This is a genomic window from Eisenbergiella sp. OF01-20, assembly GCF_003478085.1.
Lineage (GTDB): Bacteria > Bacillota > Clostridia > Lachnospirales > Lachnospiraceae > Eisenbergiella.
Map to the genome: position 1 here is coordinate 1 of NZ_QUES01000033.1, position 22,831 is coordinate 22,831.

Genomic DNA, 22,831 nt, shown 5'->3' on the forward strand with positions numbered 1-22,831 from the left:
TGCTATAAAATCAATGTTTGGTAGATATCACGAATTCACTTTGAAATTTTACCTTTTTTAGGAGGTCCCTTTTTAGGAGGTCAATATGAAATATACCGTCAAGCAATTAGCAGATAAAATGGAAATCAGCGAGCATACACTGCGCTATTATACCGACATGGGCTTGCTGCCCTGTGGTCGTGACAAAAATAACCGTCGAGTATTTGATCAGGAGAGTGTCAATTGGGTTGAGGGCATCAAGTGCTTGCGTAGTTGCGGAATGTCCATTGAGGCCATCAAGGAATACTCTGATCTCTGCATGGAGAAGGAGACCGAGGAGAGACTGAGGGCGAGGGAGACCATCTTCCTCCAGCAGCAAAAGGTAGCCCACCAGCGGCTCGCCCAAGCGCAGGCAACCGCTGACTATATAGACAAAAAGGTGGAGCATTACCGGGCGGTCTTGGCTGGAGAAACAGCCAACGACACCAATCCGAACAATTGGGATGCAGCGCCTAAAAAGGGATGCTGATAGAACAAAGCCGTAGAGTAGATTGATATGCTCTACGGCTTTGTTCTTATATACCTAATATAGTCCATACATACGTCGGGGCTGTTAACATAAACACAAGACATACAAATAAAATCGCGGGTGCAACCCACTCAAATTGTCCGTGTTTCCGGTAATCAAAATACGCTGTGCCAAGCTTGGCAAAAAAGAAAACAGCCAGAACTAGATCAATGGCAGGAAACACCACGTTATTTACGACTGCTTTTATCTGTTCTGAAGCCGCCCCCCATGTCTCCTCGATGGCACTTGCCACATCCCCGTTTGCTGCACATACCGGGATACAGAAAACACTGGCTGTCAGGATTACCGCACAGAGGATTTTTACAATTTGTTTCATTATTTCTCCCTTCCTGATGGTAAATAAGATGGAAAAGAAAAAACCGCAGATCCTGTATCCGGTTTCCACAGTTCTTTCTTTCCTGCTGTTCTATTTTTTACTCCGGATTCTGTGGTGCGTTATGCCAATCCTCCCAGGCATTTCCTTCAATGGTTATGGTATCTGACAGGTTCATGCTCAGCATGCCGGCCGGGGTCCAGCAGTCTGCGAGCCATGTATAAGGCGTATAACTTCCATCCGGAAACCATAGGGGAACAAAGTGCGTACGCCTGTTATAGGTGCTGTAGCGGTTTTCCTGGAATTCATGGGTCATATCGTATCCCCCGCCCATCCGATCTAATAGCCGCCAGTACAACTCATAATGAAACTCCGGGAAATAAGTGACTGCATTCTGCGCCGCCGTTACTGCGGAGCCCTGGTTTGTAGAAACATGGGTAGTAACCTCTTCATTGATCCCATAGCCTGACTTCATACTTTTTTCTTTGGCTGTAGGTGACTTTTCATCCGGAATGATGGCCATGGAGGCCGTCAGGCTGGCAGAGTAACGATCCAGTTCAAATTCCCATTTTCCTTCATCTTTCCAATACCCTTCATCCCCTGATATTTCTGGATTCCCACTATGCCAAACCCAGTTGGAATGCCACCATGGCCTCCAAACAGTCCAGTCCGCTGCGGTACACTGCTCTTTTCCCGGTATTGAGAGCCAAAAAAAGCTGTCATTTCGATCATCTGCCTGGGGATCCGGGGGAGGATTGTCGTCCAGATCTACAATATTTACCCGGATGCTTCCCTTATTCACAGAAGCACTCCCCTGTACCTGAACCATAATCGTGATTTTCTGTGGTTCCGCCGGCGTTGTCCACCGTATCCAAGCCAGCTGGCTCTCGCCCTCCGGATAATAAACATTCTCAACCTTATAACTTTGTCCTGCCACATGGAAGACTACCGATACCGCATGATCCGGATCGCTCTGCCCGCCTCTCACCGTCACTGCGGTTATCACCTCCGTATTGGTCCGGTACTCATAGTCAAAGGTACTGATTTCCGGCTCTTCCGGGGGCATATCTTTGAAACGCACAATTCCAAGGCCCAGGCTGGATATAATATCCGCATCCGACGCGGCTGTGCTGCGGCTGCCGCCCCATGCAGGAAAACCCAGATCGGCTGTTTCCAGAAACATGGATAATGGTAAGTTTTTATGTGTCAAAGATACCATCTTCTTACGCAGACCGCCGCTTAGCTGTTGATCATATATAGCTGCTTCGGTTGCAGTTGTTGCAATCATTACGCCTTGAAAAGTAAAATAGGCTACAGGCTCCAAAAGTAGGCGGTATTCTCCTCCGATCAGAACATCATAATCCATCCCGGTATGGTTCGCCACAAGCTGCGCAAGAAATTCTGAGCAAAAATATCTCTTTATTACCTCTATATTATTTTTACCATTTGAACTAATTACTCGTGGTATTGATTGTGGCGGTTTAATACAGGCATACCCGCCTTTTATTGGAGAAAGCTTTGCTCCATTGGTATACTGCAGCTTACTCACTTTTCCAAAATGATAAAGGCTGACCTTTGGTGGTGCATTTGTCAAATCAATTGAAGGTGCCACTATTGCATGATCACTGGCCCTTACCACGGTAACGCGAACCCCCTCATTCCCTGAAGTCCATCTATTCTGGCTCGTTCCCTGCCCCATCCCACCACCACCAGTATCAATATTTCCACTTCCTCCGGTGTCCGCATAAGCCGTTAAAGGGAATCCGCCTAAAAGCACACATAAAATAACCATAATACTATAAAAACATTTCATAGATTACCTTTCTGAAAAAAGAAAAAGCACAGTAAAATACTGCACTTTTTCAAAATAAAAATTATTAATCCATTATACCCACTTGTTTGTTGATATCTCCATCACTTTGGCCATTAATTACCTGATTGGCACCTCCATCCGGTACATTATCAAATCCGGGCAACCCGCCTCCGCTATTCTCCGCCCCGTTGTCGGCAGGCGGTGTATTAGAATCTTGCACCTCCGTTGCCGCTGGCGTCTCAACTTTCGTCCCATCCGGCTTCTTTGTCGGATCGGTTTTAACCGCATCCTCCGGTTCTGCCGGCTTGGTCACCTCCGGCTGGATGCTCTGTTCTGTTTGATCCGTCTGGGCCGGACGGCTGTCTACCGGCTGGTCTGTGTTATCCTCTGCCGTATTCGGCTGGATCACCATTTCCGTTTCCCTGCTTTCTTCGGTAGCTGCAGCTTCGGATGGTTCCACCACGACCTCCGTCTCTACCTGGCTTTCCTCCGGCATTTTATCTTCCCCTGCTGGCTTCTTGGAAAACTGCAGGCCAATTGCAGCAAGCAGAAGCACACAAATCACAGCCCCTCCGCCCACCGCCAGATATCTTTTCTTTTTTTCTGTCCATTTCATAGGATAAATTCCTCCTTGACATAAATGATTTCCTGTTACGTAAAACATACTATAACATGCACCGGAAGTCCAGCAGATTCCTTCACCATTCCGCTTAGAATACTTCGATATATCCTGCCTGCACTTTTAAGGTGAGATGTATCGAAGGCAGCAGCCTGCCGCCAAAACGCACAGGCACCTCCAGCCGGATTACGGCATCCGCTTCAAACCGTTGGGAATTACCGGGATCGGCTGGGGCCAGCGGCGCATTGCACAGGGTTACCTGCAGCCCGTCCAGGGCAAATTCCACAGCGGTTCCTGCCTCCCCTGCATATTTCACATGGCGTTCCCCTTCCATCTCCATGCCCAGGGTACTGTCCAGATACGTATAGATGTCTCCTTCTATCACATCAGGCTCCCAGCCTGTCTCACCGGAAGCCTGATAGCCTCCTGCATACCCCTCCCTTATCCCATGGTAAACACCTGCATAGTTATCGTTGACAACCGTAATCACTCCATCCTGCAATGCCTCCCGTACCCCCGCAGTGATGATTTGCAGGCGGAAGTACTCGCTGACACAACAAAAAAGCAGAAGGAGTGCCAGTACTACAGCTATCACCAAGGGAAAGGCGGTTCCCTGGTGTTCCTCAAGGATCCGTTTGATTTTTTGAATCAACTGCCTCCTCCTCACTTCCAATACACTTCTGATTTTCCGGTTGCCTGGGACTGCAGTGTCACCGGGAATGACCCGAACCTCCCAAACAGTCCAATCTCCTTCGGGAGTGTCAGTGTCACCGTCACTTCCTCATTCAGCTGGATTTTTCCTTCCGTCGACCATGTTATTTCCGGATCGATACCTGTTTTCTCCCGCAAAACCGCCGCACGCCGTTCCGTTTCTGAACCTACATTTCCTGTTATCTCCGCTTCCCGTACCAGTTCTGTGGCAAAGGTATCCAGCCGCTGCTTGGCGATATATACCGGCAGCACCCGCACAGCCAGGGCCAGAACCAGGACTGCGCACAAAACCAGCACAATCATATCCACATAGCCTTCTCCCCGTCTGTCTTTCCCAAGCCTGGCAAGCCGCCTGGTTCCCGTCCGGATAAGGGCACGTTTTGAATCCTTCCCACCCATGTTGGTACCCATAAGTTTCCCCCTCTCCTAAAACATCCCGCCCAGGCTGGTCACTGCGATATAGCAGATCACGGCCAGATAAGTCAGCAGAAAACATAAAAGCATGGCAAACGAAAACACACGGATTTTAGGCGGTATTTTCTGTGCTTCTGTCTTTAACCGCTGCAGTTCCAGCTGCTTGAAATCATGGGACAGCATCTGGAAATATACCGCACTGTCGTCCCCCCGCAGAACGCCGATTAACCCCCGCACCACATCCGACAGCATCGGCGAGTTCAGCCTGGCCTCAAACCGGGTAAGGGCCGCCTCGTAGTTGGAGGATCGCATATCCGCCAGCAGGATGTCCAGTTCCCCCTTCAGCGCAGGGCCGGCGTTCTTCTGGTACCGCTCCAGCATCCCTATTACGTTCCGGCCGGCTTTTAATTCCTGTTCTATCGTGGCCGCCAGACGGGGCAGTTCCCTTTCGATTTCCTCCCGTTTGGCTTTCCTCTTTTCGTCTGCCTTCTGGCTTTCTTTCAAATAAACCAGGACGGCCAGGACGACAACAAGCGGGGCCAGTAAAGGGAGGAGAAACACGCAGGGAATTACCCCAAGCAGGACGGTCCCCGCCTTCACCAGGGAATAGGCATGGAAGACTTCCGGGGACATAGCGATTCCGGCAGCCTGCAATACATTGACCCTCCGGCTGCGTTTATATTCCTCCATCCGGATCCCCCTGGCCAGCCGAACCGCCACAGTCATCAGAAAGGTTTCCCATGTTTTGGCCGCTTTCCGCTCCTGTTTCACTGTCCCCAGCATGGCTCTCGCCGCCCCCAAGGTAGGAATCCGGAAGAAAGAAGCAGCCAGGAAGAACAGGCCCAGGGCTAAAAACAGCCCGAATAAAAAGAGCAGTCCTCTCATCCCCTCACCTCCTGTACTCTATGGGACGGGTCAGCTTTACCACACAGCCGGCAGATACAAATACTACTCCGGCTGTCACCGCCAGGATTCCCTGCCCCAGCGCCGTATGCATCAGGACCGCATACCAGTCTTTGTTCAGCAGGTACATAAGCGGGATATTGCCTACAACAAAAAGTACCATGAGCAAAAACTCCTTACGCGGTTCAGCAACCATATAATCCAGATCGGCATTCACGTTGCGCATATCCGACAGCTTGGCAACGATAGGCGTAAGGGTGGTTTTCAGGCTGCGGTCATGCAGGCAGTCGCACAGGGCATCACACCATTCCCGGAACACCCCATTATCAATCCTTCCCTGCATGGCCTTGATAGCCGCTTCCACATCTGGGTCCACCAGCTTTACCTGCATGAGGAAGCTGCGGAATACCCGGGATACCGGCGGGTTTACGTAGGTGACATTTTCTTCCACTGCGGTTACGATATCCTCCGTGCGCAGATAGGCGGTTGTGATTACGGACAGCGCCGTTTCCAGTTCCTCGGAAACATCCCGCTTATAATGGCTGGCCGTCAGCTTCACATACCAGAGGGGCAGGAACAAAAACCCTGCCGCAAGCACCGGGGCCAGGAAGAAGTTCCCTATCAGGATCGCGGCAGCCCCTCCCACACAGAACAATACCAGGGAAGCGGCACACACCAGGGAAAAATGCTTTTCCCGGCCGGTCATCTCCAGGACGGCCTGCGCCTCCCGGAGTTCCCGCTGCAGGATACCCGGTTTCTTTTTGTGGGTGGATGCTTTCAGTTCCTCCCGGATATTCCGCCGGGGCTTTAAAAGGGCGGCAAACAGGCCGTCTGAAAATTCCACCGGTTTTAAATCCAACAGGATAAACACACCGGTAATCATGCCGGCACAGGCCAGCAGTCGGATTGCTGTCATACCGTTTTCTCCTCCTTTTTCTCTTAGGGCATCCGGGTAAGCCGTTCCAGAATCGTCTGGGGCATGCCATTTTCCATCAGGCGGCGGGCCAGGCTTTCCGAAATGGGATTTACCTGCCTGTGTTCCCCGGTGATGACGAAACTCCCGTTTTCCACCCGGTTCTCCTGAATCCGGTACTGGAACAGAGGCCGGAACCTGCGGGTGCCGTCCCCCAGGATTTCACACTCCATGATCTCCATCAGACGCCGTTCCTTATTTTCCAGCTGCTTACAGAACGCTACAATCGGGTAGGCTTCCGTTACAAAACCCAGCAGGGTTTCATCACTCATATCCACGGCGCGCTTACACAAGGACACCATGCGGCGGTAGGTGGCGTCACAGCTCATGGAATGGATGGTGGTGACCACCGCCATCCCGGTACGGGCCGCCTCCTGGGCCGCATTTGCCTCCGGGCCGCGCATCTCCCCCACCACAACCACATCCGGGTTAAAACGGAGGGCCATGTCCAGCAGGGCGATTTGATCGACCTTCTGGCGTTCGTTCTCGCTGTCACGGGTTAAGGTATGGATGATGGAATTCATCACCCTCCCATCCTCCCTCCGCACCAGGGCCAGCTCCCGGGAACCGTTCTCAATGGTATAAATCCGTTTCTTGTCCGGAATGGTGGTCAAAAGCCAGCCGAGCAGGGTCGTTTTCCCGGAACTGGTGGCTCCCGCCACGCATACGGATATTCCGTACCGGATACATTCCGCCAGGAAATCTAACATTTGCCCGGTGGCAGTCCCGCCCTGGATGAAATCCTCCCGCGTCATGTTCTGGGGATTGACAATCCGGATAGAAGCCGCTATCCCCACATCCGCATCCACAACAGGGGCTTTCAGGACGGCAATCCGTATGTTTTTGCTTAAATGCCCCAGGACGCAGGGGCTGGCATCATCCAGCACCATGCCGGAGACATGCAGCATCCGGCGCACCACGTTCAGGGCATGCTCCGGGCTGTCAAAATGTTCGTCAAGCTTGCGCGTAACGCCCCCCGCATACTGCACCTCCACATCGTCCCAGGCATTTACGTCGATCTCCTCAATGTCTTTACTATAAATGTACTTCGTCAGGAACCCGAACTCCGCCATCTCCGAATAAATTTCATCAATCAGCTGTCTGGTAGTCAGGCCGTCAACAGCAATCCGCTGATCCTGGATGTACTTGCCCGCAAAGCGGCGGATCTGCTGTCTTGCTTCTTCACTGCCGTTATCCAGCACCAATTCGCTGTATTCTTTGGCCAGATATGCCTGGACCTCCTTCAGTATCTCTGCAAAATTCCTGCGGTTATCCTCTGCATGGAAGAAAAGATCCTGGGTACGTAACGGTGGTGTTGTCCGTGTGGATGACACATTCCATACGCCGTCAGGTTCCTCAAGGGCCTCCGGGGCTTTGGTAACCGTTTCCACCGTGTCTTTCCCTACTGCCTCCAAGGGCCTTTCCTCCTGAATATCCCCCGGTTCCCTGGCTTCTTCGTTTCCTTCGCCTTCCCATGTACCAATACGGATACCATTCTCCGGCACCATCCGTTCTGCTTTCCGTTCCGGCGGTTGAGCGATCTGCCTGCCGCTCCCTTTCGCCTGGCCAGTCTCTGGGACACCTTTAGGCACTTCCCCATAAAATGCCCCCCTGCTTCTCTTTTCCCCTAACATCCAAACACCTCCCTTCCTATGGCTTCCAGGGTTTTCCGATAAATGCGGCTGTCTTTCAGCCCCAGCTCTTTCAATAAATTTCCTTCCAGCACCTGCCCCGCCAGTTCTTCCGAGTGGGGAAGCTGGAAAGCCACGCTGCCGAGTACCTGCTCGATGTGGCTGCTGGCTTCGTTGGGCTGTACATTACTTGCCACCTTATACTGCTTTTCCGCATTCCATTCCGCATCCCTTAAAAGCGGAAGCTGGCTGGAAAGGTAGCTGATGCTCTTCAAGTCACAATTTACCAGCCGCAGTACGGCATCCGCTTCCATTAGCGCTACCGCGGACAAGATATCGTTGGCAATGGCGCTGCTGCAATCGATGATAAGATAGGGCACTATGCCGCGCAGGCAGTCCAGGAGTTCTTCGGCCTGCTTCCTTTCGTAGGGGGGATAGGTATATTCGTTTTCTCCTTTCCTCATCCCTAAAATCGTCAGATGGCGGTACCTTTTATGGGTGATGCAGTGATGCTGTACCAGGGATTCCGATACGTGGGAAGCAGCCAGGATGCTTCCCAGAGAATGCTCTTCCTCCAGATCCCCCGGGGGACAGATGCAGGGGAGCATAGGGGTATTCATGTCACACAACAGCAGTGCCACATCCCGCTTCTGTGTGGCCAGATAAGCCGCCAGCTTCACTGCGGTAGTGGTTTTTCCACAGCCCGGGCTGCCCCAGACTGCCAGTATCTGGTTCGCATTCACCGGCTCCCCAATCGGTTCCTCATCTCTTATACTCCGGTTGAAAATACTGTGTTTCAGGAAATTCACTGTGTTTCCCCCTCACTTTCCACGGAACCAGTTACCTCCCCGGCTTCCTCCCTTTCCATGCTTTTTGTTTCCGGCTCTCCGCTTTCTGCCGAAACAGCATCCTTCCCGGGAACCTCTTTTTCTGCCTGCTTTGTCTGCGATTCGCCTTCCGTTTCTACGTCCGCCGGATGGTACATCTCGTCCAGCACCGTCTCCTGGGCGGTGATAAATGCCTGGGCATTCTCTGCTTCCCCCCGGTACACAAGAGAAAGATGCAGTTTCCCATCTGCCTCAAGTTCCGCAAGCAGTCTGGACTGTTCCGGGGTAACCAGCAGGGTGACCGTACCCGGAAGTTCTTTTTCGGAATCTTCCTCCGCCTTATCCCCTGTATTGGCATCATACCCACTGTTGGCTGTGACTGCGATGACCTCTACATACTGCAGCTCTGCCGGGATGACGGTCAGGCCCTGTTTCCGGTAATCCGGTGCAATAACAGATACAATGTCGCCGCTTTGCAGCTTTCCAGATAGGCCGTTGGCAAAGGCTTTTACCGACACAGATATGGCCTGTTTTTCCCCGTTCAGCTGGTAGAGGTAGGCGTTTTCTGCGATAGGTTCCTCCGCAATCTTCGAAAGCAGGATCGAGTCTCCGGGGGCAAAGTCTGCACAGGCGTATTTACCGATAACGGTGTCCGCATTTTTAGCCGTATCCTCCGGCAGGTTATAACTGCCTGCCTCTACTACGTTTACTTTTTCTGCCGTGATCACTTCCCCCTTTTCCACTGGCTTTACCACACGGACTATCGCTGCCCTTTCACTCATACTTTGATTGAACAGCGGTGTCACGACAAAGCAGATGATCAGGGACAGCAGGATACAAACCACACCGATAACTGTTCTATTTTTTAAAAATGACATTGTTTCCTCCCGATTGTTACTGGCAGGCTCATTCTTCAGGCCTGCCTTACTGTTCTGTTACTGTACCGAATAGTTCTTATGGGCGCGACGGTAAAGCAGGACCGCCACTACAGCCGCAGGAAGTATGGTGCAGATGGCGATAATAAGTCTTTTCTTCATAAAATAGTTCCTCCATTTTTTAATAAATAAGCAGCAATAGCCCCTGCCGAAAGGAAGGGGCCGACCGGATAGCCTTCTTTTCCTTCTTTTCCCAGAAGCCGTTTGATTCCGGAACAAACTCCGGCATACAGGATAAAACCGGTCAGGCCCAGGAGGGAAGCCGCCAGGCTGGCAGGCAGCCCCAATACCAGACCGGTGGCTGCCGCCAGCTTCACATCCCCGCCTCCAATCCCATTATCAAAGAATAGCGCCGTCATAAGATATGGCACAGCGCCCAGGATTCCGGCCAGGTTTTCCGGGGAAAAGCACAGCAGGGACAGTCCCGCAATCCCAAGCTGCAGGCTGTCAGGGATTTCTCTGGTACGGATATCACAGACAGAAACAGCCAACAGCAGAAGAAGGAACAAAACCGCCTGTATCTGCCAGCGAACTTCCCCTGAAATTTCACCGGTTACTGCCAGAAGGACAGCCTGGTTACCCGGCATAGTTGAACATTTCCTGGATCCGCCTTGAGATCTCAGGCAGTACCACGTCCCCGAACAGGGCATATAAACCGGCCAGCAGCAGTGCCCCAAGGACTACGGCGATCAGGATCACGACGGCCTGATCCACGTATCCGGATCCCCTTTTGTTCTTCAGTAAGGCAGCCATCTTTTTCCCCAGACAGTCCTTGCCCTGATTCCTGCGAAATAGTTTCTTCATTCTTTTTTTCTCCTTCCTCTCTTTTACATACCGCCCATCTGCTGGCCAGACGGCAGCGCTTCCTGTGCGGGTGCCTCCCGTGCCGGCAGTGCCTGCGCCTGGGTAATGGCCTGCTGGTAGGCATCCAATATCCCATGATAGAGCTGTTCCCGGAACTCGGCAGTCACAGGGAAGCACACCTCCTTATATCCGTCCTGCGTTTTCCGGCTGGGCATGGAAACAAACAGGCCGTCCCTGCCGCCTTCCACGACCTTGATCCCCCGGATGGCCAAACAGCCGTCGATGGTTGCGGAAGCATAAGCCCGGATTCCTCCCTGTCCCCCCGCCGGGTACATGGAAGAGATTCTGACATCCAATGTTGGCATAATGGTACGCCCTCCTTCTTTTCTGATTTTCATTCATAAAGGTTCCTTTTTGTTTTGTTATGGCCGCCGCAGACAGGCATCCCCTACAGGCTTTGGCTGTATCCTATCGTTTGGCTTCCCGCTTCCGGCTTCACTTCCTGAAAACCACACCGGTCCACGTAGTGGTATATGCTGCCGGAATCATCATAGAGTTCTAAAATATCGCTCATGGAGAGGGAATGCCCGGTATAGCCGGAGGGATGCTGCAAGTTGAATACCTCATATAATTGGTCCAGGTCATTGGTCTGCACCGCTCCGTCATAAACCGGCGTATAGTTTCTTAAATCAGGGGTCCCAAACACATGGCAGAGTTCTTCATATCCTATAAATTTCATCCGGATATCCACTTCCGGCTTCAGCTGCCAGACACGGCAGTTTTTTAATGGAGGCTGTTCCGGCCCTTCCTTCGTATGGGTCATGAGTCGTTCAAACATCCCTTCCACCCACTTTACTTCCCGGACAGCCGGCTGTTCTTCCAGGAACTGGCTTACGTCCTCCCGGCGGAACATCGGATCCACCTGTGCGCATCCGTCGGTAACCAGGCCTGCCCGGTTACCATAGTAAATAAGGATGCCTTTTTCTATTCGGATTGGTTTCATGTCATGCACGCCTCCTTACTTGAACTCCATCCCGTTTTCTGCCTCCTGCAGGAAGCCTCTGTTATTCCCAGGCGCAGGAAAGATGACCTGCCCTTCCTGTACTTCCATCACAGCCAAATCCTCCCTGTCACAAATCAGGATACGGTGCTGGTAAGGCATCTGCATCCTGACATATGCCTCCGCCTCTTCCGGGCCGCACAGCCAGACACCGGACGTATACTTTCCATCCTGCAGAAAACAGTAACCGGAAAACAACGGATCCTGTACGGAAGGGTTCCCTGCATCATACGGCCGGATCTGGGACAGCTGCAGCTTTGCGTCCTCCGGCAGCCGTTCCGGCTTTAGGGTTCCCATGACTTTCCTCCGTTCTATCTGGTATCTCTCCCCGTCCGCCAAAGAAACCAGATCCAGGGAACACTCCCCGGTATCCGGATTGCTGCCCTCCGGGCAGAAGAAAAGCTGCCCCGGGTAATCTCCTGACAACGCATCAGGGGTAAGTACAACGACATAGTTTTCCAAAGGACAGGCCTCCCCTGTCCGGTCGCAATCCCTATCGGTATACCCTGCCATCCCTCACCCCTCCTTTCTTTGCAGCAGTCCGCTCAATTCCCCTATCAGCTCCAGCCTGATGCTGTCGGACATGGATTTGAAGGCGGCACGTACATACGCTTCTACCGCTTCCGGGGACTGGTCCCCGGCCTCGATGATATCCACCTTGCAAACAGAGACGCTGCCATCTTCCACTCTCAGACGTACGATATCGCCATACTCCATTTTTGCCGCTTCCCGCAGGTTTTTGGGAATTAATACACGCCCCTTGCTGTCTACCAGCTTATAAATCGGTCTGTTACTCATACATATCCTCCTTCCTCCAGCGCCTGCCTGACTTCTTCCATGGGGATTCCCAGCTCTTCCAGCAAAACAGGCACCGATTGGTTAGCCATATGCAGGGGTTCTTCCTTTCCACCCTTTCCTTCTTGCGTTTCCCCGTTCATTTCTCCTCCCTTTCCGCTCTGTCTGCCCCGGAGATACCTGCCTCCTCCCATAGGGAAAACAGGCTGAGCTGTTCCGGCCTGTTCTGCCGCCCCGGATCATAGTTCGTTATAACTACTTCCGGGTACTCACAACCGCTGTCATAGCGCTGGGCCAGGTTATTTAACCGGCTGACTGCCGTGATAGGATACCCGTCATAAAGCTCCCGGATAAAGGAACAGTCATTGTAACTGACCATCCATTTTCCCTTACAACCTGCCAGGGCATCCCGGAGCCTGGCGTGATCCTCCCTGGCAAACACCACCGCGTAGTGCCCCTCGGTTTCAAAGTATGGCGGATCACAATAGAAAAAAGCGCTTTCCCGGTCATATTGCCGGATCAGCGCCTCAAAATCCTTGTTTTCAATTACCGTATCCGCCAGCCTGTGGGAAGCTTCCCAGATAGCAGCGAAACACTTGCGTACATCAAAGGGCTGGCAGGCATAGGAAGTACAGCCGCTTCCATAACTGTAGCGGATCAGCTTAAAAAAAGCGGCTGCCCGCTTCACGTCCGTCACCTCTGCATTTTCCTGCAGGATTTCCCGCATCTCCTCATAGGCTGGCGGCGGCAGGTTCCGCTCTGCCAGTTCCAGCTCCTCCTGTAAAAACCGGGTATCGAATTCCTGTTTCTCAATAAAGTTCCTTATTACACAGAACTCATCCCTGCTGTTAATGGGCAGGAACCCCAGCTCTTTTAAAAAGGCGCCCGTCCTCTTTTTCACGCAGAAGAACAGGTTGGCCAGGTTAGAGTTATAGTCATTATAGACTTCCATGCACCTTGGGTCCGGCGGCTTTCCAAACAGCACCCAGCCGCCCCCGCCGAATACCTCGATGTAACGGTCAAATGCAGCCGGAAACATGGTATATATCAGCTTTCGCAGCGCCTTTTTACCGCCTACCCAGGATATAAAACTGTTGATAATGTCTCACCTCCCGTGATGTCCATTTCTTCCCGATACGGCTGCCGCTACGCAGATGTCTGCCCGGTTTGTCCCTGCCGGAATTCCTCCAGGGACATCCCCCCGCAAAACCCCCAGTTTTTCGGAGTATAAGCGCCTCCTTCTGCCAGGGGGAATGGTTCCCTGCACAGAATCGTTCCCAGGTGGTTTCCTTCCACAAAGGGCCGTACCTCCGTAAAGCTGCCGTCCAGACGGTCCGAATCCCGGATGTCATAGCAATAAAGTCCTTCCGGTATGGTAGCCCGGTCCAGCCGCATACTGGTAAACAGTACCTGCCTGCCGTCAATCCGTGCTAAAAGATACCCTTCTTTCCCTGCATTAAAAATAGCCATTTCCTCTTTCCTTTCTCTGCTATATTCTCTGCCCCTCCCCTGTTTTACTGCATGGACAGGCCAGGCTCTGTTTGGGTATACTCCGGCAGGAAGGGCTTTTCATTCCGCCCTATAATCCCATAGGGGGTTTCCACAAACCCGCTTCTACGAAGCTGCCGTTCCCCAAAACCTTCAAAATCAAAGCCGGAAAAGGCCGGATCCTTTGTATGAATCCCCGCCTCCTCCAGGATATATTCCCCATAATCTGCGGCAGACAGGATTACAGCGTCATATTCATAACATGACAGATTCCCGGCTATGTCCAGTTCCATGTCAAGATCATTGCAAATTTCCCATTCCAGGATCGCTTTGTATTTTACCAGCGTCCGTTTATCCGGGAATGCCTGGATCCGTTCTGCCAGGAGGTTCAGCTTCCTGATATCCTCATCCCCTGCCAGCTGGTATTCCAGGGAAGGAAGGATACTTTTCGTTTCCTTAATGACACAGTTATCAAAGGTTTCCTCCCCCAATATACGTAATGCTTCCTGCATTGCTTCTTCCTCTGCAGGCAGCTCCAGCCATACCTTCCTCCCTGTCTCCTCCTCTGCGGTTTCCAGACGCAGTGCCAGGATCCCACCATGTTCCCCAGCCGCCCGGGGCAGATGCATCCCGTCATAAACCTCCCGCCAATCTTCTAAGGTTCCAAAGACATACCCTTTCCCGGTAAACATTCCCTGGTCGATCCTGCGCTGCAACGCCCCTGCCTTTTCCTCATCCAGCAGTTCATACACTTCGTCAGGCAGATCCCTGATCACATCCAACATATCCTCCTGGATGCTGACAGGATGGGTCCTATCCGCTCCCTCCTTCAGCCTCAGAATCCCTTCATATGCGGCAAGCTTTGCATCATCCATTCCCTGCAGCTTATGCGCAAGGAAGTTCACTTCCTCCAGTGTTTTACTTTCACATAATTTCAGATAAGTCCTGAGGAAATTCGGCCAGCCCTGAAATTGGTGCAGCTCATAGCCTCCCCCTTCCGGCACACGGGCGCGTTCCAGGGCATCTTCCATAGAAAACCTGCCCGCAGGCAGTTCCAACGGTGCCCCTTTGTACCCGCGTCTTCCTTTGTATTTGTCCGCAATGATTGTTACAAACATCTACGGTCCTCCCATCTGTATCCCTGTCGCCTGCTCCTGCTCTCCCTTCAGCTCCTGTTCTGTTTGTATCTGGAAAGAATAAGGGTTCCAGAAGCTGATATAAAGTTCACCGTCTTCAATCATCACCGGCCTTTGTTCAAATCCTTCCCCAAACCCATCGGAACACTGTCCTCTCCACTCCGCCTTCAGTTCTTCCAGTTCACCTCTGGATAACATGCCAAAGGTCTGTACCTCTAAAACACCCCATAATTCCCCATTCCAACTTTCAACGGAAGGTTGCATGCTGTAAACTTTACGTTCCAATAGTTTGTGATGCAGGTAAATGGCAAGCCCCCTGTCCCCTTCTTCCTCCAGGTGTTCCCGGCCCAGTGCCTCCCTTATCTCCTCCTCGTATGCAGTCAATTGATAAGGGTACCATTTTTGAGGCATGCCTTCCGGGTATCCCCAGCAGTCTGCAAAGAATTCCGCTGATAAAGGACTAAAAAACCGGAACGTTTCCACTTCCCCGGAAAAAGAAACCGGATGATACTTATTCCCCACAAGGCCATAGGCAGTTTGTACGGCTCCCTCCTGACTGTCTTTATGGGTATCTCCCGCAGGGGATGCGGATTCCGGCAGGAACCGGTATGCCTCCAAATCCTTCACAATCCGGATGGCCTCTTCCACGCAGGCAGGTGCTTCCGCCTCAAAGGCCGCGAAACAGAGCCTCTGTTTTTCTTCACTGTTTAGTTCTGTTTTCAGCATAGCGGCAAGCTGGTTGAGCTCCACAAGGGAACTGCCGCAGGGTACCCTTTCCTTTAATCCTTCCATGCCTTCCTTGTTATCCCGGATAAAAAAATCCTGGAAATCCTCCAGGCTTCCCACACCCAGTTTTTCCTTCCAGAAATGCAGGTTCGCGTCGGTTGCAGGCAGATACAAGGTATGGAATGTCCTCTTATACGGGATGGTTACCATAAGCGGGCTGGTATTCTCGTAGTCCGGATCCGGCAGCTGTTTCCCATCATAGAACACCTCCGCCGGCTCCTCCGTTAAGCCCAGATATCCTCCCTGCATGAAACAGCCTGTATGGTTCTGTAGATATCTCTGCCCTACCTCTTCATACTCGGAAAGCCCTTCCTGATTTACCTGCATCTCCCCCTCGTCTTCCATGATGATATACTCTCCCAGCTCATATTCGGTCAGGAGCCTGGGATAAAAACGGAAATGCGCCATGCTGCAGGACAGGTTTACCATATCCGCCAGGGTATCCGGTTTCCGGAGGGTAACTGCCGCACCGAACCTTTCCCGCTGGGAATCGGTCATCCCTTCGATCCGCCTGGCAAGAAAGTTCAGTTCTTCCAACTCTTGCTCTTGGCAAGGTATCTGATACAGGCATTCTTTCAGACTGGGGAAGGATGCAACAACCTGGTTTTCCGCATTCCCTGCCGGTTCCTTGTGCTGCAGCCAGGTGAATGCCACTTTGAATTCTTCCGCCGCAGCGGGAAGGATAAGCTCCATCCCCGCTTCCCCTTCCCGCTGTAAATATACTTTAAACATAATTTTCCCCCTTCTCCGGGAAAAGGAGGCACGGCCCATACCTGCAGAGCAGGAAGGCGTTAATCACCAGCCGGAAAGCCCTGTCACTTACCAACTCCCCATCCGTCAGTTCGGCCAGACTGACATGGCTCGTTCCCCGGTACAAATCCTTTGCTGTATGGTACAGTACATATCCATCCATATCCACACCGCGGATGGACACGGAAGTAAAATCGATAAAGTCCGGTTTCACAGCCGCCTCCGCACCTTTCCAAAGATTACTGTCCGCAGTTAACAGATACAGTGCCGCACACCAGGCCTCCTGGTCCGCATTCGCTTCCCGCTTTTCCCAGCAGGCCTGGAAACGGCTGCGGTGGCCGCTTTCCGGGAAAAAAGGCTTCGGTCTGCAGGACAGGGGTTGTGCACGCAGGGAAAAAGATTCTTCCCATACTTCTGCCAGGAACTGATGCAGGTAATCGCTGTAACCATTTGCCCCGCCTTCTTCCTGCCCTGTACTTCCCTCCCTGCCCTTTTCACAGGCACAGGCCCTGCCTGCCTCTATCCTGCCCTCCCCCATGCGGTTTTCCAGATGGCATATCACCATGCCGCTTTTCCGGGGCCGGAACCCGGGTATCCTCTGCATTTCCTGCTCCAGCCCTGCATAGGGGGTACCGTCCATAAATCTTGCCGTCATCCTGCGTTCTCCCTTCCCATCAATACATTTCCGTTTCGTTTTCTTCCTTCCATTGCTCCAGATCGGACAGACACATCTGCCCTTCTATCGTTTGATCTTCCATCCACCAGGAAAACACATCCGCCGCCGTCTTCCATTTCGTTTCCCTGCCTTCCGCATGGATCGCTTCCAGCATCTTGGCAAAAGACCGCAGGTATGCCTGTTCATAAGCGGGGAACAGGCGGAATTCAAACCACCTTGTTTTTCCGGCTAAAGGGCACCCCAGGCAGCCAACCCGGTAAAAGCCCATCCCATACAGGGGATTGGACTCCAGATGTTCGGAAGCAATATAATCCCAGATATTGGCATTACTCCAGTCTACAATGGGATTACAGATCCGCTTTCCCTTGACTGCGCAGCTTTCAAACAACTGCCTGCCTTCCTCATTGTCATTGTTCAGGATCGTTCTCTTCCTGATATCATCTGTATAATTCTCAAACACGCCCCTGCTGTTCTTCCGTTTTACACTTTCCGCCCATCTGACGCCGGTAATAATAAAACGGTTTTTGCATTGGTTTTCTTTTAAAATCTGACAGCAGTACCTCTGCCTCCTGGTGGGCGGGAACTTCTTCCGGGGGATTAGTGTCCACATGGTAACCGGTACTCCCTGGTAAACCGGTTTACTTATGGAACAGCGTATCCCCTGGCTTTCCAACTTCCGGAAAGTATCCCGCACATAGTAAATCGTCTGCGGGGCATCTGCCGTGGTCAGGTTATGCTGCACTTCATAGGGTATCCCTGCCCGCTTTGCTATTTCCCGGCATACCAGGCTGTCTTTCCCTCCGCTGTCTGTAACGACAAGCGGCTGCCCATACAGCCGCAGCGACATCTCGGATGCTGCTTTTACCCGTTCGATTGCTTTCTGCTCTAAATCCATTCGAAATAGAGTCAGATATCTTCTCCCGGCCGGAACTCTGCCTCCTTTCCCTGGTTTCTTTGCATAAAAAAGAGGCCTGCCGGATTTTTGCCCCTCCCGGTAAACCTCCATACTGCGTTATTTAATTGGATTTCTTAGCGGAACATGCCGATGGATTGGAACAACTCCACCATATCCCTGGCACCCATGTGATAGATTAACAGCCAGTCCTCTATGGCTGTGGCAAAAACCGAATCCACATATTTTTCTATCACCTCCTCTGCCTCTTTAGGCATGGTTTCCAATAATATTTTCACCTCTTCACTTGCTTTCCTCTGTTTTTTTACCACCTCCCCATAGCTCTCCCGCTTTTTCCGTTCTTCTTCCAGCTGGAGCTGTAAATATTCAATACATGCATTCCGGAATAGTTCCTCTTTGTCCATGCTGCCTCCTCCTTTCCCGTTTTTGGCAACACAAACATACTCCAAACCCGTTTCCAAGTCCAGCGAAAGAAGGGGAACCGGCTAAATTTTCTTATTTTTTCGGATCACATCTTGAATTCCATGGCCGAAAACGCTTTTTCCATTTCTTCTTCTGTCCTGACATATAACTCTTTCCCATTCTCTTCATCCCAGAAGCCGAGGAATGCGTCATCCCCCTGATAATCCATCGGGGACTCCAGAAACTGCCTTCCCCACCCTAATGCCATCATTTCTTTCCATTCTTCCATGAGCGCATGGTATTCCCTGTCATTTAATTCGCCCTTGGTTTGAATGTCCAGGATACAGTAAAGATCCTGGGCATATGCCACCACATCCGGCTGCATGAATACCACCCTGCGCAGCAGCAGCTGGTTGGATAATCCATCCGCCAGACCGCTTTCCCCCCATTCCTCCATACTTTTTTCTATGAGGGTATGGATACGGCCTTGTAACGGGACGGCCTTCTCCCCGGATAAAATATCCGGGAAGGTCCCATCCTTTCCGTTATAGCAGCTGATGGTAAGGGGGCTGTACCAGCGGAAGGGTTTGCCGTCCCGCCCGATCTCCGGGATTGCCCTTACCCGGTTCCTGACAATCCCGTGGCTGGTTTCTACAGGGCTGTCCTTCTTTATCCCCTCTTTCCCAAAGGCATCATACTTAAAAAATGGTTCCAGCTCTTCTCTTATCTTTATCCCCTTTTTTTCCAGGAGATACCTGGCATACTTATCCGGCTGCAGGGACTTTACCGGCAGGATTTCATAATCCGCATAATCCCGGATGACCTGGCATGCTTTTTCCATGGATTGGGGGGCCTCCGCTTCCAGGGCGGCAAGCAGTGTCCTGCGTTCCACTGGTCCTTTCTCCGCCAGGGCCTGTACCTCTTTTGCCGCCTGGTTCAGTTCCCCCAGGGTGCTGCCGGGAGGAAGGTATTCATACAGGCCGTAAAATCCGGAAGACACTTCCATCTCCGTTATTTCTTCCATCTGCCCATAACCGGATTCCTGCCGGAGTTCTTCCATTGTCTGCCCATCTGCGGGCAGGGTAACCAGGAGATACCGGCCATGCCGCTTTTTTTCCGGTATCCGTACCCGGAACACCGGTTCCTCCCTTTCTTTCCGATCCATCTGCTTCTGTTCCTGTTTCCCCGTTTTTCCACTCTCTACAAACCCCTCCTCCGTCAGGCATCCCAGGGAACTCTCCCACACGCTCCCTAGCAATGTATAGTCCATATACCCCGAAAGTTCATCCGGTATCTTCCCCATAACCCGTTCAGCCGCATACTGTCCCAGCGCTTCATAGGTAAGGATATCCGGGTGCAGGGTATACCGCTTCCGATGGTCCAGGGTATCCATTACTTTTTCAATGGAATCCGGCTTTTCCAGCCGGAGGGCCGCTTCCAAAACTACCTTTTCCTCTTTGGATAGGGCATCCACGGTTTCCGCCAGCCGGTTCCATCGAACAAAATGGTCCCGGAAAAACAGGGTTTCCCCCGCCAGCCACCTGCCCAGCCGGTGGCTAAGCCCTTCCTCCCCACAGTCCACCTCCCCGGCAAAAGGCAGCATGGCAGAAGGGTGATGCCTGGCCAGATCCTGCAGCAATTCTTCCCTGTCTTCCTCGGAAGCCGGAAGGGAAAACCAGACACCGCCATCCCAGTTTTCTCTCTTTACATATACGTTCATTCTTCCTCTCTCCTTTCCATGGCTTACAGTCACTTTGGCGACTGCCCGCGGGAATAAAAAAGGGACTTCTGCCTTTCGGAAAAGACATCCGTCACCACTGCGGATCCTGCTTCGGTATGTTCCAGGATCTCTTTCAAGAACCTACATCCCTAAGTTCATGCCACCGAAGAACTCCTGCTTTCTTTCTTCCCCGTCCCTCTCCTGTATCCGTGCTTCTGTTAGTGTTTGGTTAACCAAACGGAGATCCAATTGAAAGACGTAATCGATATGCATACACATATCTTCCAGGGCAATTCTGCTTTTTTGTGTCATATTCCGGAGTTCTTCCTCTAATTGGTTTAAAACCGGTACTTGTAATTCGGCAGCCGTAAGCCTGTGATTATTTAAGTATCCAATGCAAGGAACCTTGAGTTTACTATCAAAAGCCATTCCTGGTTTCACCCCGATTCTTCTTTTGCCTTCCAATAGGGTTCCCTCATTGGTCGGCAGCGGAATACGTATGGTTTTCCTGTCATTGGATAATTCTAGCCAAATCGGATTTGTTTTTTGGTAAGACCACTCGCTGCTAAAATCCGGCTCAAATCCGGTAACGTTCAGCACATGCCTGGCACAATGAGGGGCCTGCAGATGGAACATTTCCGGTTCTGTTAAAACCAGTTCCCCCTGTGCCTGCTGGCATACCTCTGTACATTTGGTGAACTTTACATGCAAGGTTCCTTCCGCCACTCTCGTATCAAAGGGAAATCTGCGCCGGTCATATAGGATATCCGCATTGAAATGTTCCTTCAGGGTTTCTATTTCTGTTTCATCTAATGGATAGGTTACCTCTGCAATAATCACTCCCCAGAGCTCCCCGTTTCGCACTTCAACGTCCGGCCTCTCTGACAAAAATCCCTCTTGTTTACAGACAGGCAGTTGAGCCACAAATTGAGAACTTTCCCAATCAAACCCATGCCTGCTGCAGCCACTTTCTACTATCTTATACGACAGCTGCTGCTGAAAGGCCGCTGCCTCTTTGCCGGTCAGTTTTCGTTCGGAACCATCCGGACAATGGAGGCTGGTATGGATCGGGACATAAAATTTCACTAATTGAAATGCAGGATGCTGGTTCCTCCGATCCTGAAAACGCTTATATTCCATTAGATCAAACAGGTTTTGCCCGGTATACTGCGGCAGCAGGCCTTTCCCTGGTACCCCGGCGGCTTCCGGGCATATGGCCAATGCATAATTAATCATTTCCCCACCCCTCATTGGGAGGAGGGAGGGGTATGCTTCCTGAAATTCCGCCATCTGCCGCTGGTCAAACTGTTCGAAAAGATAGGCCAGCAGGTTCATTTCCTGCAGCATCATGAATACGGGAAGCTTCTTTTTCAGGTCTAACCCGTTGATATCCGCATACAGCAATTCGGAATGGACGGTAAAGAAAAAGAATGCGGAATCTTCCTCCTGGGCTAATTGGATTAGTTCTTCATCGCTTATTGGTAAAGGAACCGGTTTTTCATTATATTCTGCTATTATCATTTTTTTATCTCCTGCCTTTTATCTGTCTATATACCCGGTTGCAGACTGTTGTAACTGCATTTCTGGTTCCTGTCATCTGTTTTGTTTGCACTTTCTGTGTTCGGATTTTCATTAACGTCTGAGAACCAAATGCGATTTCCTTCCCCATGCTTCACTAAAATCATCGATACGTCCCTTCCAATTTCTATACCGTCTACGGTTATATCCAGAATACAAACAGCCTACCGTAATACTGGTTTTACTCCATGTTATTCCAGTTCATCTGAGGGTCTATCTTTTCATCATGCCCAGGCAGAAGCCGTACATCCTGAAGGAAATAAGGCACCAGCCTCTCTATATCTGGGAAATTCATAAATTCAGGAATGCAGGCAGTTATAATTACCGCATCCAGAACCTCTTTCCCGTTCTGATCATGGGATAATTCTATCAGGTTTCCCCAATATCCATCTCCTCCTGTATGCAGTAACTTATATATGCCATCCACCTCCAGCAGATATCTGGCGGTATCGACACCAACCTGTTTATCACGCTGCTTCTGGAAATCAAACTTGTATCCTTTTACATAGGTATCTATCGTATGTCCCGGTGCCATATAAATGGTAAGGGAACGGTCCATGTAACCAGGAAGGTCTTCCGCTTCACTTTCACTCAGTACTACCCTGGCTTCAAAACCGGCAGGCGGACTATAATCAACAACTAGCGTTGAAAGTTCTTCCTCACTAAAACGTTCAAAATACATAGGATCTCCAAACCGAATCCGTTCAGGGCATTTCATAAGATACTGTTTACTTTTCATCTGTTGTCCCCCTCTTCTTTTGGCAGATGATTATAATTTCCCAATACAGGAGCCAGGAAATTAATCCGTGCTGTAATAAAGTTGTAATTGTGTTACTAACCGTCTCTATCTCCATTTAATACTTCCATCTATTTTATAGAATAATAGGATTTTCTTAATACTCATAATTTTGTATGATACGTCAGGCTTCTTACATAGTTTAAATACCTCCACTTCCGGACAATCCGCGCCGCCTAAAAGAGAGAAGTATCTTTCTTCCGAAAGCATGCTGGGAGAA

The 22,831-nt window shown here is 51.2% G+C and carries 28 protein-coding genes; 1 reads left to right on the top strand and 27 read right to left on the bottom strand.

The annotated features are described in order from the left end of the window. Positions 1 to 85 precede the first annotated feature (85 nt). Positions 86 to 508: a MerR family transcriptional regulator gene (locus DXA36_RS25565; protein ID WP_069410233.1), complete on the top strand. Its 423-nt coding sequence runs from the start codon at positions 86 to 88 to the stop codon at positions 506 to 508. A 46-nt stretch (positions 509 to 554) separates the two neighbouring features. On the opposite strand, the gene DXA36_RS25570 is transcribed toward DXA36_RS25565, so the two are convergent. The 27 genes from DXA36_RS25570 to DXA36_RS25695 form a co-directional block, all read right to left on the bottom strand. Continuing rightward, positions 555 to 884: a DUF3852 domain-containing protein gene (locus DXA36_RS25570; RefSeq protein ID WP_069410278.1), complete on the bottom strand. Its 330-nt coding sequence runs from the start codon at positions 882 to 884 to the stop codon at positions 555 to 557. Positions 885 to 981: 97 nt separating this feature from the next. Beyond that, a complete protein-coding gene (locus DXA36_RS25575) occupies positions 982 to 2,694 on the bottom strand; it encodes a hypothetical protein (protein ID WP_069410232.1) in 1,713 nt (570 codons plus the stop codon). A gap of 64 nt (positions 2,695 to 2,758) precedes the next feature. Then, positions 2,759 to 3,310: a DUF6550 family protein gene (locus DXA36_RS25580; protein WP_069410231.1), complete on the bottom strand. Its 552-nt coding sequence runs from the start codon at positions 3,308 to 3,310 to the stop codon at positions 2,759 to 2,761. Positions 3,311 to 3,404: 94 nt separating this feature from the next. Beyond that, a complete protein-coding gene (locus DXA36_RS25585; protein WP_171905979.1) occupies positions 3,405 to 3,965 on the bottom strand; it encodes a hypothetical protein in 561 nt (186 codons plus the stop codon). Positions 3,966 to 3,976: 11 nt separating this feature from the next. Continuing rightward, positions 3,977 to 4,327 (bottom strand): DUF4320 family protein, encoded by a 351-nt coding sequence (locus DXA36_RS25590; RefSeq protein WP_242879955.1) that lies wholly within the window; start codon positions 4,325 to 4,327, stop codon positions 3,977 to 3,979. A gap of 123 nt (positions 4,328 to 4,450) precedes the next feature. After that, entirely contained in the window at positions 4,451 to 5,323 is an 873-nt protein-coding gene (locus DXA36_RS25595; RefSeq protein WP_069410230.1) for a type II secretion system F family protein, read from the bottom strand. 4 nt (positions 5,324 to 5,327) lie between these two features. Further along, positions 5,328 to 6,257 (bottom strand): type II secretion system F family protein, encoded by a 930-nt coding sequence (locus DXA36_RS25600; protein ID WP_069410229.1) that lies wholly within the window; start codon positions 6,255 to 6,257, stop codon positions 5,328 to 5,330. Positions 6,258 to 6,280: 23 nt separating this feature from the next. Beyond that, positions 6,281 to 7,948: an ATPase, T2SS/T4P/T4SS family gene (locus DXA36_RS25605; RefSeq protein ID WP_069410228.1), complete on the bottom strand. Its 1,668-nt coding sequence runs from the start codon at positions 7,946 to 7,948 to the stop codon at positions 6,281 to 6,283. After that, positions 7,942 to 8,754, bottom strand: coding sequence for an AAA family ATPase (locus DXA36_RS25610; RefSeq protein ID WP_118682216.1), 813 nt, complete (start codon positions 8,752 to 8,754; stop codon positions 7,942 to 7,944). Before DXA36_RS25610 ends, DXA36_RS25605 begins: the two co-directional genes overlap by 7 nt. Then, on the bottom strand, positions 8,751 to 9,650 hold the full coding sequence (cpaB, locus tag DXA36_RS25615) for a Flp pilus assembly protein CpaB (RefSeq protein ID WP_069410226.1): 900 nt from the start codon (positions 9,648 to 9,650) through the stop codon (positions 8,751 to 8,753). The genes DXA36_RS25610 and cpaB overlap by 4 nt, the downstream gene beginning before the upstream one ends. Positions 9,651 to 9,805: 155 nt before the next feature. After that, positions 9,806 to 10,294 carry a prepilin peptidase gene (locus DXA36_RS25620; protein ID WP_081336488.1) on the bottom strand — a complete coding sequence of 163 codons (489 nt, stop codon included), beginning with the start codon at positions 10,292 to 10,294 and terminating at the stop codon, positions 9,806 to 9,808. Beyond that, on the bottom strand, positions 10,284 to 10,460 hold the full coding sequence (locus tag DXA36_RS25625; protein WP_412250472.1) for a DUF6133 family protein: 177 nt from the start codon (positions 10,458 to 10,460) through the stop codon (positions 10,284 to 10,286). Before DXA36_RS25625 ends, DXA36_RS25620 begins: the two co-directional genes overlap by 11 nt. A 74-nt stretch (positions 10,461 to 10,534) precedes the next feature. Further along, positions 10,535 to 10,876, bottom strand: a complete 342-nt coding sequence (locus DXA36_RS25630; RefSeq protein ID WP_069410274.1) for a SpoVG family protein — start codon at positions 10,874 to 10,876, stop codon at positions 10,535 to 10,537. 83 nt (positions 10,877 to 10,959) lie between these two features. Continuing rightward, the gene (locus DXA36_RS25635) at positions 10,960 to 11,514 is read right to left on the bottom strand and encodes a YodL domain-containing protein (RefSeq protein WP_069410224.1); all 555 of its coding nucleotides are present in this window, start codon (positions 11,512 to 11,514) and stop codon (positions 10,960 to 10,962) included. A 15-nt stretch (positions 11,515 to 11,529) separates the two neighbouring features. Further along, on the bottom strand, positions 11,530 to 12,084 hold the full coding sequence (locus DXA36_RS25640) for a hypothetical protein (RefSeq protein ID WP_069410223.1): 555 nt from the start codon (positions 12,082 to 12,084) through the stop codon (positions 11,530 to 11,532). A 3-nt stretch (positions 12,085 to 12,087) separates the two neighbouring features. After that, entirely contained in the window at positions 12,088 to 12,369 is a 282-nt protein-coding gene (locus DXA36_RS25645) for an AbrB/MazE/SpoVT family DNA-binding domain-containing protein (RefSeq protein ID WP_069410222.1), read from the bottom strand. Continuing rightward, complete coding sequence (locus DXA36_RS33140; RefSeq protein WP_159464066.1) at positions 12,366 to 12,509, bottom strand: hypothetical protein; 144 nt, start codon at positions 12,507 to 12,509, stop codon at positions 12,366 to 12,368. Before DXA36_RS33140 ends, DXA36_RS25645 begins: the two co-directional genes overlap by 4 nt. Next, positions 12,506 to 13,465: a DNA adenine methylase gene (locus DXA36_RS25650; protein ID WP_081336487.1), complete on the bottom strand. Its 960-nt coding sequence runs from the start codon at positions 13,463 to 13,465 to the stop codon at positions 12,506 to 12,508. The genes DXA36_RS33140 and DXA36_RS25650 overlap by 4 nt, the downstream gene beginning before the upstream one ends. Before the next feature lie 47 nt (positions 13,466 to 13,512). Then, a complete protein-coding gene (locus DXA36_RS25655) occupies positions 13,513 to 13,836 on the bottom strand; it encodes an LPD28 domain-containing protein (protein WP_069410220.1) in 324 nt (107 codons plus the stop codon). 44 nt (positions 13,837 to 13,880) lie between these two features. Next, on the bottom strand, positions 13,881 to 14,972 hold the full coding sequence (locus tag DXA36_RS25660) for an antirestriction protein ArdA (RefSeq protein WP_069410219.1): 1,092 nt from the start codon (positions 14,970 to 14,972) through the stop codon (positions 13,881 to 13,883). Beyond that, a complete protein-coding gene (locus tag DXA36_RS33660) occupies positions 14,973 to 16,508 on the bottom strand; it encodes a hypothetical protein (protein ID WP_242879953.1) in 1,536 nt (511 codons plus the stop codon). Continuing rightward, positions 16,501 to 17,181 (bottom strand): hypothetical protein, encoded by a 681-nt coding sequence (locus tag DXA36_RS25670; protein WP_069410218.1) that lies wholly within the window; start codon positions 17,179 to 17,181, stop codon positions 16,501 to 16,503. The genes DXA36_RS33660 and DXA36_RS25670 overlap by 8 nt, the downstream gene beginning before the upstream one ends. 19 nt (positions 17,182 to 17,200) lie before the next feature. Further along, positions 17,201 to 18,097: a phosphoadenosine phosphosulfate reductase family protein gene (locus DXA36_RS25675; protein ID WP_069410272.1), complete on the bottom strand. Its 897-nt coding sequence runs from the start codon at positions 18,095 to 18,097 to the stop codon at positions 17,201 to 17,203. 134 nt (positions 18,098 to 18,231) lie between these two features. Then, positions 18,232 to 18,519 carry a hypothetical protein gene (locus tag DXA36_RS25680; RefSeq protein ID WP_069410217.1) on the bottom strand — a complete coding sequence of 96 codons (288 nt, stop codon included), beginning with the start codon at positions 18,517 to 18,519 and terminating at the stop codon, positions 18,232 to 18,234. A gap of 104 nt (positions 18,520 to 18,623) precedes the next feature. Next, positions 18,624 to 20,237: a hypothetical protein gene (locus tag DXA36_RS25685; RefSeq protein ID WP_069410216.1), complete on the bottom strand. Its 1,614-nt coding sequence runs from the start codon at positions 20,235 to 20,237 to the stop codon at positions 18,624 to 18,626. Positions 20,238 to 20,378: 141 nt separating this feature from the next. Then, the gene (locus DXA36_RS25690; protein ID WP_118682217.1) at positions 20,379 to 21,758 is read right to left on the bottom strand and encodes a hypothetical protein; all 1,380 of its coding nucleotides are present in this window, start codon (positions 21,756 to 21,758) and stop codon (positions 20,379 to 20,381) included. A gap of 238 nt (positions 21,759 to 21,996) precedes the next feature. After that, complete coding sequence (locus DXA36_RS25695) at positions 21,997 to 22,554, bottom strand: hypothetical protein (RefSeq protein WP_069410214.1); 558 nt, start codon at positions 22,552 to 22,554, stop codon at positions 21,997 to 21,999. Positions 22,555 to 22,831: the final 277 nt, after the last annotated feature.

What these genes read in the sequence shown, in the direction of transcription:
- DXA36_RS25640 (WP_069410223.1), bottom strand. Translation starts at nt 12,084, where the DNA reads ATGGCAGGGTATACCGATAGGGATTGCGACCGGACAGGGGAGGCCTGT.
- DXA36_RS25565 (WP_069410233.1), top strand. Translation starts at nt 86, where the DNA reads ATGAAATATACCGTCAAGCAATTAGCAGATAAAATGGAAATCAGCGAG.
- DXA36_RS25600 (WP_069410229.1), bottom strand. Translation starts at nt 6,257, where the DNA reads ATGACAGCAATCCGACTGCTGGCCTGTGCCGGCATGATTACCGGTGTG.
- DXA36_RS25595 (WP_069410230.1), bottom strand. Translation starts at nt 5,323, where the DNA reads ATGAGAGGACTGCTCTTTTTATTCGGGCTGTTTTTAGCCCTGGGCCTG.
- DXA36_RS25655 (WP_069410220.1), bottom strand. Translation starts at nt 13,836, where the DNA reads ATGGCTATTTTTAATGCAGGGAAAGAAGGGTATCTTTTAGCACGGATT.
- DXA36_RS25680 (WP_069410217.1), bottom strand. Translation starts at nt 18,519, where the DNA reads ATGGACAAAGAGGAACTATTCCGGAATGCATGTATTGAATATTTACAG.
- cpaB (WP_069410226.1), bottom strand. Translation starts at nt 9,650, where the DNA reads ATGTCATTTTTAAAAAATAGAACAGTTATCGGTGTGGTTTGTATCCTG.
- DXA36_RS25630 (WP_069410274.1), bottom strand. Translation starts at nt 10,876, where the DNA reads ATGCCAACATTGGATGTCAGAATCTCTTCCATGTACCCGGCGGGGGGA.
- DXA36_RS25645 (WP_069410222.1), bottom strand. Translation starts at nt 12,369, where the DNA reads ATGAGTAACAGACCGATTTATAAGCTGGTAGACAGCAAGGGGCGTGTA.
- DXA36_RS25580 (WP_069410231.1), bottom strand. Translation starts at nt 3,310, where the DNA reads ATGAAATGGACAGAAAAAAAGAAAAGATATCTGGCGGTGGGCGGAGGG.
- DXA36_RS25675 (WP_069410272.1), bottom strand. Translation starts at nt 18,097, where the DNA reads ATGGATTTAGAGCAGAAAGCAATCGAACGGGTAAAAGCAGCATCCGAG.
- DXA36_RS25590 (WP_242879955.1), bottom strand. Translation starts at nt 4,327, where the DNA reads ATGATTGTGCTGGTTTTGTGCGCAGTCCTGGTTCTGGCCCTGGCTGTG.
- DXA36_RS25620 (WP_081336488.1), bottom strand. Translation starts at nt 10,294, where the DNA reads ATGCCGGGTAACCAGGCTGTCCTTCTGGCAGTAACCGGTGAAATTTCA.
- DXA36_RS25685 (WP_069410216.1), bottom strand. Translation starts at nt 20,237, where the DNA reads ATGAACGTATATGTAAAGAGAGAAAACTGGGATGGCGGTGTCTGGTTT.
- DXA36_RS25605 (WP_069410228.1), bottom strand. Translation starts at nt 7,948, where the DNA reads ATGTTAGGGGAAAAGAGAAGCAGGGGGGCATTTTATGGGGAAGTGCCT.
- DXA36_RS25570 (WP_069410278.1), bottom strand. Translation starts at nt 884, where the DNA reads ATGAAACAAATTGTAAAAATCCTCTGTGCGGTAATCCTGACAGCCAGT.
- DXA36_RS25695 (WP_069410214.1), bottom strand. Translation starts at nt 22,554, where the DNA reads ATGAAAAGTAAACAGTATCTTATGAAATGCCCTGAACGGATTCGGTTT.
- DXA36_RS25625 (WP_412250472.1), bottom strand. Translation starts at nt 10,460, where the DNA reads ATGGCTGCCTTACTGAAGAACAAAAGGGGATCCGGATACGTGGATCAG.
- DXA36_RS33140 (WP_159464066.1), bottom strand. Translation starts at nt 12,509, where the DNA reads ATGAACGGGGAAACGCAAGAAGGAAAGGGTGGAAAGGAAGAACCCCTG.
- DXA36_RS33660 (WP_242879953.1), bottom strand. Translation starts at nt 16,508, where the DNA reads ATGTTTAAAGTATATTTACAGCGGGAAGGGGAAGCGGGGATGGAGCTT.
- DXA36_RS25660 (WP_069410219.1), bottom strand. Translation starts at nt 14,972, where the DNA reads ATGTTTGTAACAATCATTGCGGACAAATACAAAGGAAGACGCGGGTAC.
- DXA36_RS25575 (WP_069410232.1), bottom strand. Translation starts at nt 2,694, where the DNA reads ATGAAATGTTTTTATAGTATTATGGTTATTTTATGTGTGCTTTTAGGC.
- DXA36_RS25635 (WP_069410224.1), bottom strand. Translation starts at nt 11,514, where the DNA reads ATGAAACCAATCCGAATAGAAAAAGGCATCCTTATTTACTATGGTAAC.
- DXA36_RS25670 (WP_069410218.1), bottom strand. Translation starts at nt 17,181, where the DNA reads ATGACGGCAAGATTTATGGACGGTACCCCCTATGCAGGGCTGGAGCAG.
- DXA36_RS25690 (WP_118682217.1), bottom strand. Translation starts at nt 21,758, where the DNA reads ATGATAATAGCAGAATATAATGAAAAACCGGTTCCTTTACCAATAAGC.